The organism is Pricia sp., from assembly GCF_041745955.1.
Lineage (GTDB): Bacteria > Bacteroidota > Bacteroidia > Flavobacteriales > Flavobacteriaceae > Pricia.
Map to the genome: position 1 here is coordinate 1 of NZ_JBGTHY010000009.1, position 6,769 is coordinate 6,769.

The 6,769-nt window shown below is 48.2% G+C and carries 5 protein-coding genes; all 5 read left to right on the forward strand.

The window, feature by feature from the left end; translation table 11 throughout:
• Positions 1–1,429, forward strand: a 1,429-nt coding sequence (locus tag ACEW8S_RS00375; RefSeq protein WP_373516215.1) for a PIG-L family deacetylase, incomplete at its 5' end; no start/stop codon positions are given.
• Positions 1,430–1,476: 47 nt separating this feature from the next.
• A complete protein-coding gene (locus ACEW8S_RS00380; protein WP_373516216.1) occupies positions 1,477–2,982 on the forward strand; it encodes a glycoside hydrolase family 10 protein in 1,506 nt (501 codons plus the stop codon).
• A gap of 21 nt (positions 2,983–3,003) precedes the next feature.
• Positions 3,004–4,278, forward strand: a complete 1,275-nt coding sequence (locus ACEW8S_RS00385) for an MFS transporter (RefSeq protein ID WP_373516217.1) — start codon at positions 3,004–3,006, stop codon at positions 4,276–4,278.
• Complete coding sequence (locus tag ACEW8S_RS00390) at positions 4,271–5,953, forward strand: glycoside hydrolase family 3 protein (RefSeq protein WP_373516218.1); 1,683 nt, start codon at positions 4,271–4,273, stop codon at positions 5,951–5,953. Before ACEW8S_RS00385 ends, ACEW8S_RS00390 begins: the two co-directional genes overlap by 8 nt.
• Before the next feature lie 114 nt (positions 5,954–6,067).
• A partial coding sequence (locus ACEW8S_RS00395) for an anhydro-N-acetylmuramic acid kinase (protein WP_373516219.1) occupies positions 6,068–6,769 on the forward strand: 702 nt, incomplete at its 3' end.

Here is a 6,769-nt window from a genome sequence, read left to right on the forward strand (position 1 = left end):
CCGAACGGGACACGTCGGTTTTAACGAACCGGGATCCCATTACAACTCGGGTACACGGGTCATTACCCTGGATTACATAACACGGGTGGATGCCGGCCCCGCTTTTTTCGGTATAGACAATGTTCCGAGAAAGGCCATTACCATGGGCATCGCCACGGTACGCAATGCGAAACGCATCGTGTTGCTCGCTTGGGGACAGAACAAGGCGGAAATTATTCAGGAGACGGTCGAAGGCGATATTTCCTCCACGGTTCCGGCCACCTATCTTCAGGAACATAAAAACTGTACCTTCGTTCTTGATACTGGCGCCGGAAGCCTGCTTACCCGAAACAAAACGCCCTGGTTGGTGGACGAATCGTTAGACTGGACCGAAGAACTTACCGGAAAGGCGGTAGTCTGGCTGTGCACCTTGACCGGCAAGTCTATTTTAAGCTTAACGGACAAAGATTATAACGACAACGGAATGTCTGGCCTATTGGCGTTACAGGATTCCTACGACCTGAACATCAAAATGTTCAACCGGCTTCAACATACCATCAGCGGTTGGCCCGGAGGAAAGCCGAACGCCGACGACACGAATAGGCCCGAACGTGCCAAACCTGCAGAGAAAAGGGTCATCATATTTAGTCCGCACCCCGATGACGATGTCATTTCCATGGGCGGTACTTTCGATAGATTGATTGAGCAGGGACACGAGGTACATGTCGCCTATCAGACCTCCGGCAATATCGCCGTATCGGACAAAGAAGCCTTGAAGTTCGCCGAGATTTCAAAACGGATCTACAAATCGACAGAGGCACAGGAAATCATAGATTACATTAAGGCCAAAAAAGAAAGTAGCTACGATTCGAAACAGGTATTGCGCTTGAAAGGGGATATACGCAGAGGGGAATCGTACGCGGCCGTGCGATATCTCGGTCTTGACGACGCCAATGTGCACTTTCTGGACCTTCCATTCTATGAAACCGGACGCGTCAAAAAAGACCCTCTTTCGGAAGCCGATATCGAGATTATGGTCCATATCATCAAAGAAATAAAGCCGCACCAAATTTATGCCGCGGGCGATCTGGCCGACCCCCATGGTACGCACAAGGTATGTCTAGATGCCATATTTGCAGCCCTCGAGCGCCTAAAATCGGAACCGTTCATGAAAGATTGCTGGATCTGGTTGTACCGCGGTGCTTGGCACGAATGGGATACCAACGAGATCGAAATGGCCGTACCTATGAGTCCCGGTCAGGTATTGCGAAAGCGGAACGCCATTTTCGCCCACCAATCCCAAAAAGACGGGGTCATGTTCCAAGGCGATGATTCCCGGGAATTCTGGATGCGGGCCGAAGAGCGTAACAAACAGACTGCCGAACGCTACCATGCCCTTGGCCTGGCCGATTATGCGGCGATGGAGGCGTTTGTTAGGTATAAGTTTTAGTGAAAAGGTCTATTTTTGAATCTAAACAGACCTTTTTTATTTATAGTATGGTCAAGAATATTCTCCTGTTCCTATTCTCGCTGCTTGTTTTGAATTCCTGTGCCATTTTCAACCCTATCCCTCAACCAAAAAGGGAATTCCGTGGGTTTTGGGTCGCCACCGTAGTGAATATTGACTGGCCCAAAAAAGGTGCCGATCCCATCGAAAAACAGAAGACGGATTATCTGAAAATCCTCGATTTTTACGACAGCCTCAATTTCAATGCGGCGATAGTTCAAGTGCGAACGGCTGGCGATGCCTTTTATGGATCCGACTACGCACCTTGGTCCCGGTTTTTGACAGGGGAAGAAGGCAAAGCGCCCGAAACCGATGAAAGTATTTTAAAATGGATGATAGTGGAGACGCACGCAAGGGGCATGGAATTCCACGCCTGGCTGAATCCCTATCGGGCGACCTTTAATCTCAATACGGAACTTTTGAGTCCGGATCACGACTACAACCAGCATCCAGAATGGATGCTGAAATACGGCAAAAAATTCTATTATGACCCAGGATTGCCGGACGTGCGTGAACGCATGGTCTCGGTCATCGATGAGCTGGTCTCCAATTTCGATATCGACGCCGTTCATTTCGATGATTATTTTTATCCGTACACCATCGCCGGTGAGGTATTCGGCGATTCGCTGAGTTTCGAAGCGTACGCACACGAAGGCCAATCCCTTGAGGATTGGCGACGTAGTAATATCAATATGCTGGTCAAGGACAGCTATGAAATCATAAAGGCCCGGAAGCCTTGGGTACAGCTCGGTATCAGTCCCTTCGGCGTTTGGAAAAACAAGGCCACCGACCCGAGAGGTTCGGATACGAAAGCGGGACAGACCACCTACGAAAACCTCTACGCCGACCCCTTACTTTGGATGGAAAAGGGATGGCTAGACTATCTGGTGCCCCAGGTGTATTGGAGTATGGACCTACCGGTTGCCTCCCACCGCAAGATTGTGGACTGGTGGGCCGAAAACAGCACCAATGGCAACCTCTACATCGGTAACGGCCCCTATAAAATCCGTAACAATAGCGACAAGGCGTGGGATAAAAAGAGAGAGCTGCCCAAACAGTTGCGTCTCGCCAGAAATACGGGAGGGGTTCAGGGCAACGTTTTTTTCAGTGCCAAAAGCCTAATGGAAAGTAACGCGGATGTGGTGAAATATCTACGCCGAAAATTCTATAAATGGGCAGCCCTTCCCCCAGCATCCCCTTGGATGTCAGGTGGGGCAACAGCAAATGTTGAGTTTGAATCGATGCAAAAGATAAATGATTCCATCGTTCTTAACTTTAAGGATTTAAGGGATTATCGATTTATAACGATTTATCCTTCGGGGCGGAAAACAAAATCCCGTTATCCGATTAAAAAACTGCTCGGTAAATTAGCTGTTGATAATAACAACTCGATAATCCTTCCTAAAACAATCCTTGGACAACAAAAACAAATTGCACTTATTTTTATAGATCGCTTTGGGCGCGAATCCCAAGCTATAATTGTAGATTTAGAATAGCAAAGAACAAAAACGAAACTATTGATCAAAAAAGACAAATGGGCCTGGGCCTGGGTGCCCGTCCTCTACTTCACGCAAGGGCTGCCCTATGTGCTGGTGGTGACCGTATCGGTGATCATGTACAAAAAACTGGGGGTCAGCAACGAAGATATCGGACTGTATACTAGCTTGCTCTATCTTCCCTGGGTCCTGAAACCCTTATGGAGCCCTTTCGTGGACCTGAAGAGCACCAAACGCAACTGGTTTTTGGGGATGCAGTTGTTGATAGCGATCGCCCTTTTGGGCGTGGGACTGACCCTGCCGACCAGTATGTTCTTCACCACTACCCTAGCCTGTTTTTGGATGGCCGCCTTCGCTTCCGCGACCAACGATATCGCTTCGGACGGCTACTATATGATCGGACTTACCGAACAAAAGCAATCCTTTTTCGTAGGTATGCGCAGTACCTTCTACCGGTTGGCCATGGTTACGGGGGAAGGCCTTATCGTAATCATGGCGGGATTTCTGGAAAACAAGTACGGCGACAACACCAAAGCTTGGAGCATTACTATAACGGCGGCCGCATTTTTGATGCTGGCCTTAACGGTAGCCAACTTTTTTACGACCCCAAAATTCGAATCCTCGGCCGCTATCACCAAGGATAAGCCTGAAGGATTTTTTGCTGTGTTCACTTCGTTTTTTAAAAAAAAGAACATTGGCATCGCCTTGGTGTTTATTTTAACTTACCGGTTGGGCGAATCCCAATTGGTGAAAATGGCGGCCCCTTTTTTGTTGGATACCCCCGAAAAAGGAGGCCTTGGCTACTCCACCGAACAATTGGGAACGATATTCGGCACGGCAGGGGTCATATTTCTTTCCATCGGAGGCATTTTGGGCGGTATCCTGATTTCAAGGGACGGTCTTAAACAATGGATGCTGCCCATGGTGCTTTCGCTGAACGTACCCAATATTCTGTATGCTATCTTGGCGATGACCGGAACTACCAATATCTACGCCGTTTCGGCTACCGTCATCTTTGAAAAATTCGGCTATGGCTTTGGCTTTGCCGCGTTTTTGATGTATCTCATCTATGTGTCGGAGGGCAGATCAAAGACCTCGCACTACGCCATTGCTACCGGATTTATGGCACTGGGCATGATGCTTCCGGGAATGATTTCCGGTTATATGCAACAATGGCTGGGCTACGGCGGCTTTTTCGTCTGGGTGGTCATCGCCGCTTTGCCCGCTGTCTTCCTATTGAAATTTATCGAATATCCCGCGGATTTTGGAAAGAAAACTAACGATACGGATGCGTAAAGCTATACCTTATAAAGAAGCGGCAAAACAGCTTACTGCCAAAGAAAAAGTGGGACAGCTGTTTATGCCCGCCGCCTTCATAAATGACACCGAGGGCGACATACGGAAACTGGAAAAACTGATCTGCGAACAACAGGTCGGGAGCCTCTGTTTTTTCCATAGCCGTGCCAGCGCGGCGACCAATTTCGAAGGCGTAAAAACCGTAGTTCATAATGAAAACAGTTTTGAGACGCTAAAAACCCTGATCAAACGCTATCAAAAAGCGGCCAAATATCCGTTACTGATTGCCATCGATGCGGAATGGGGATTGGCCATGCGTATTGAGAACACCCCGCAATATCCTTATGCCATAACATTAGGAGCCTTGGCGGATGACCAATCCAATTTAATTTATAAAATCGGGGAAAATATCGCCAGAGATTGCCGGGCAGCAGGCATCCATTGGAATCTCGCGCCATGTGTCGATATAAACAACAATCCCAACAATCCCGTAATCGGATACCGTTCTTTTGGGGCCGACAAGCACAAGGTGGCCGAAAAGGCGTTGGCCTTTATCAAAGGCACCCAAAGCGAGGGTATCCTGACCAGCATCAAACATTTTCCCGGCCACGGCGATACGGCGACGGATTCGCACTTAGAGCTTCCGCTTATCGATAAATCGAAAGAGGCGCTTTTCGAAAACGAACTGCATCCCTTTCAAAAATTGATCGATGAAGGCGTGGATTCCGTAATGGTGGGCCACCTTTCCGTTCCTGCACTGGCGGATGGCAAAACCCAATCTTCAAGCCTATCCAAAGAAATCATCAAAGGAATACTGAGAGATAAAATGGGATACAAGGGCGTTGTCATATCCGATGCGCTCAACATGCACGCCGTAGCGAAAAATCATCCCATCAAAGGCGAACTGGAATGGCTGGCCTTCGATGCCGGCAACGATGTGCTCTGTTTTGCGGAACATACTGCCGAGGGCATCGAAACCATCCTGAAAAATGCATCCGAAGCACAGATCGAAGCAAGCTTAGAACGGATCTGGGGCTTAAAGGAAAAGGTTCTTGCTTCGGTTTCATCTCGACCGGATTCTATGCCGGTTGTCAGTGACCAAGCAAAAGCGTCGAATTGGGCGGATGGCCGGTCCGGTTCTAGTCCGACGGCTGGCGGGGCAGATTCAAATTCTAATGCAGACCTACGGACTCCCCATGAATTGAACCGGAAAATAGCAGCCGAAAGCTTGACGTTGTTCAAAGGTTCGGCCGAGGTGATTTCAAATTTCAGGGCGAATAACTTTACCGGTATCAGTATTTCAAAAAATAGGGACAATCATTTTTTTAAAACCATAGATGAGTATATAAGCTTTAATCATATTTCTTCGGCGGAAGGCTCGTTTAGCGAAGGGGAAACCATCCTTTTGGCCCTATTTCCCCCGCAGGTAAAACCGACCCGTTCTTTCGGATTTTCTGAGGAAGAATTGATTTTTATCAACGAACTCATCCAAACGAAAAAAGTCGTGCTGTACCATTTTGGAAATCCGTATGTGCTGAACCACATCGATTATAAAAAAGCAAAAGCCGTGATTATCGCCTATCAAAACTTTAAAGTATTTCAGGAAGTTGCGGCCGAGCATTTTTTGGGTAATTTAGGGGCGACAGGAAAATTGCCCGTAACGCTATCTTTATGAACCTCACGGCATTTTCCGCAAAACTCCATAGACCGGTTTTTCGACAAACTGCCACAGAGGATACCCGGACTTACCTGCCGTAGGGCCGGGGTTTACCGAAGAAAAAAACACAAAATGAAAACATACGAAATTTTAGGCCTCATGTCCGGCACCTCTTTAGATGGCCTAGACCTGGCCTTCTGCCACATCTGGCCGTCCGGTACAAAGTGGAAATTCAAGATAAAGGAGACCAAGAGCGTTTCCTATGCCCCTGAAATGCAATCCAAATTGCGGGATTCCATTTTTCTCCCCGCAGAGGAATTGTTGAGCTTCCATAATTCCTATGGTACTTGGCTGGGCGAGCAGTCCAAAAGCTTTATCGACGAACACGCCCTGAATGTCGAATGTATCGCCAGCCACGGCCATACCACCCACCACCGGCCCGAAATGGGACTCACTTTTCAAATCGGATCCGGACAGCATTTGGCCAATGCCAGCGGTCAAAAGGTCATCTGCGATTTTCGTACGAACGATGTGGCATTAGGCGGGCAGGGCGCCCCCTTGGTGCCTATCGGCGATACCCTGTTCTTTGGTGAATACGACTTCTGCCTGAACCTTGGGGGCATTGCCAATGTATCTTTCGATAGGGATGGCCAACGTATCGCCTACGATATCGGACTGGCGAATATGATCCTCAACCACATTACCCGAAAAAACGGATTGGATTACGATAAAGGTGGAAAATTGGCAAGCAGCGGAAGGGTAAATGCGGAACTGCTTAAAAAACTGAACAATTTGGAATATTATCGGCTTCCCTATCCGAAATCCACTGGCTAT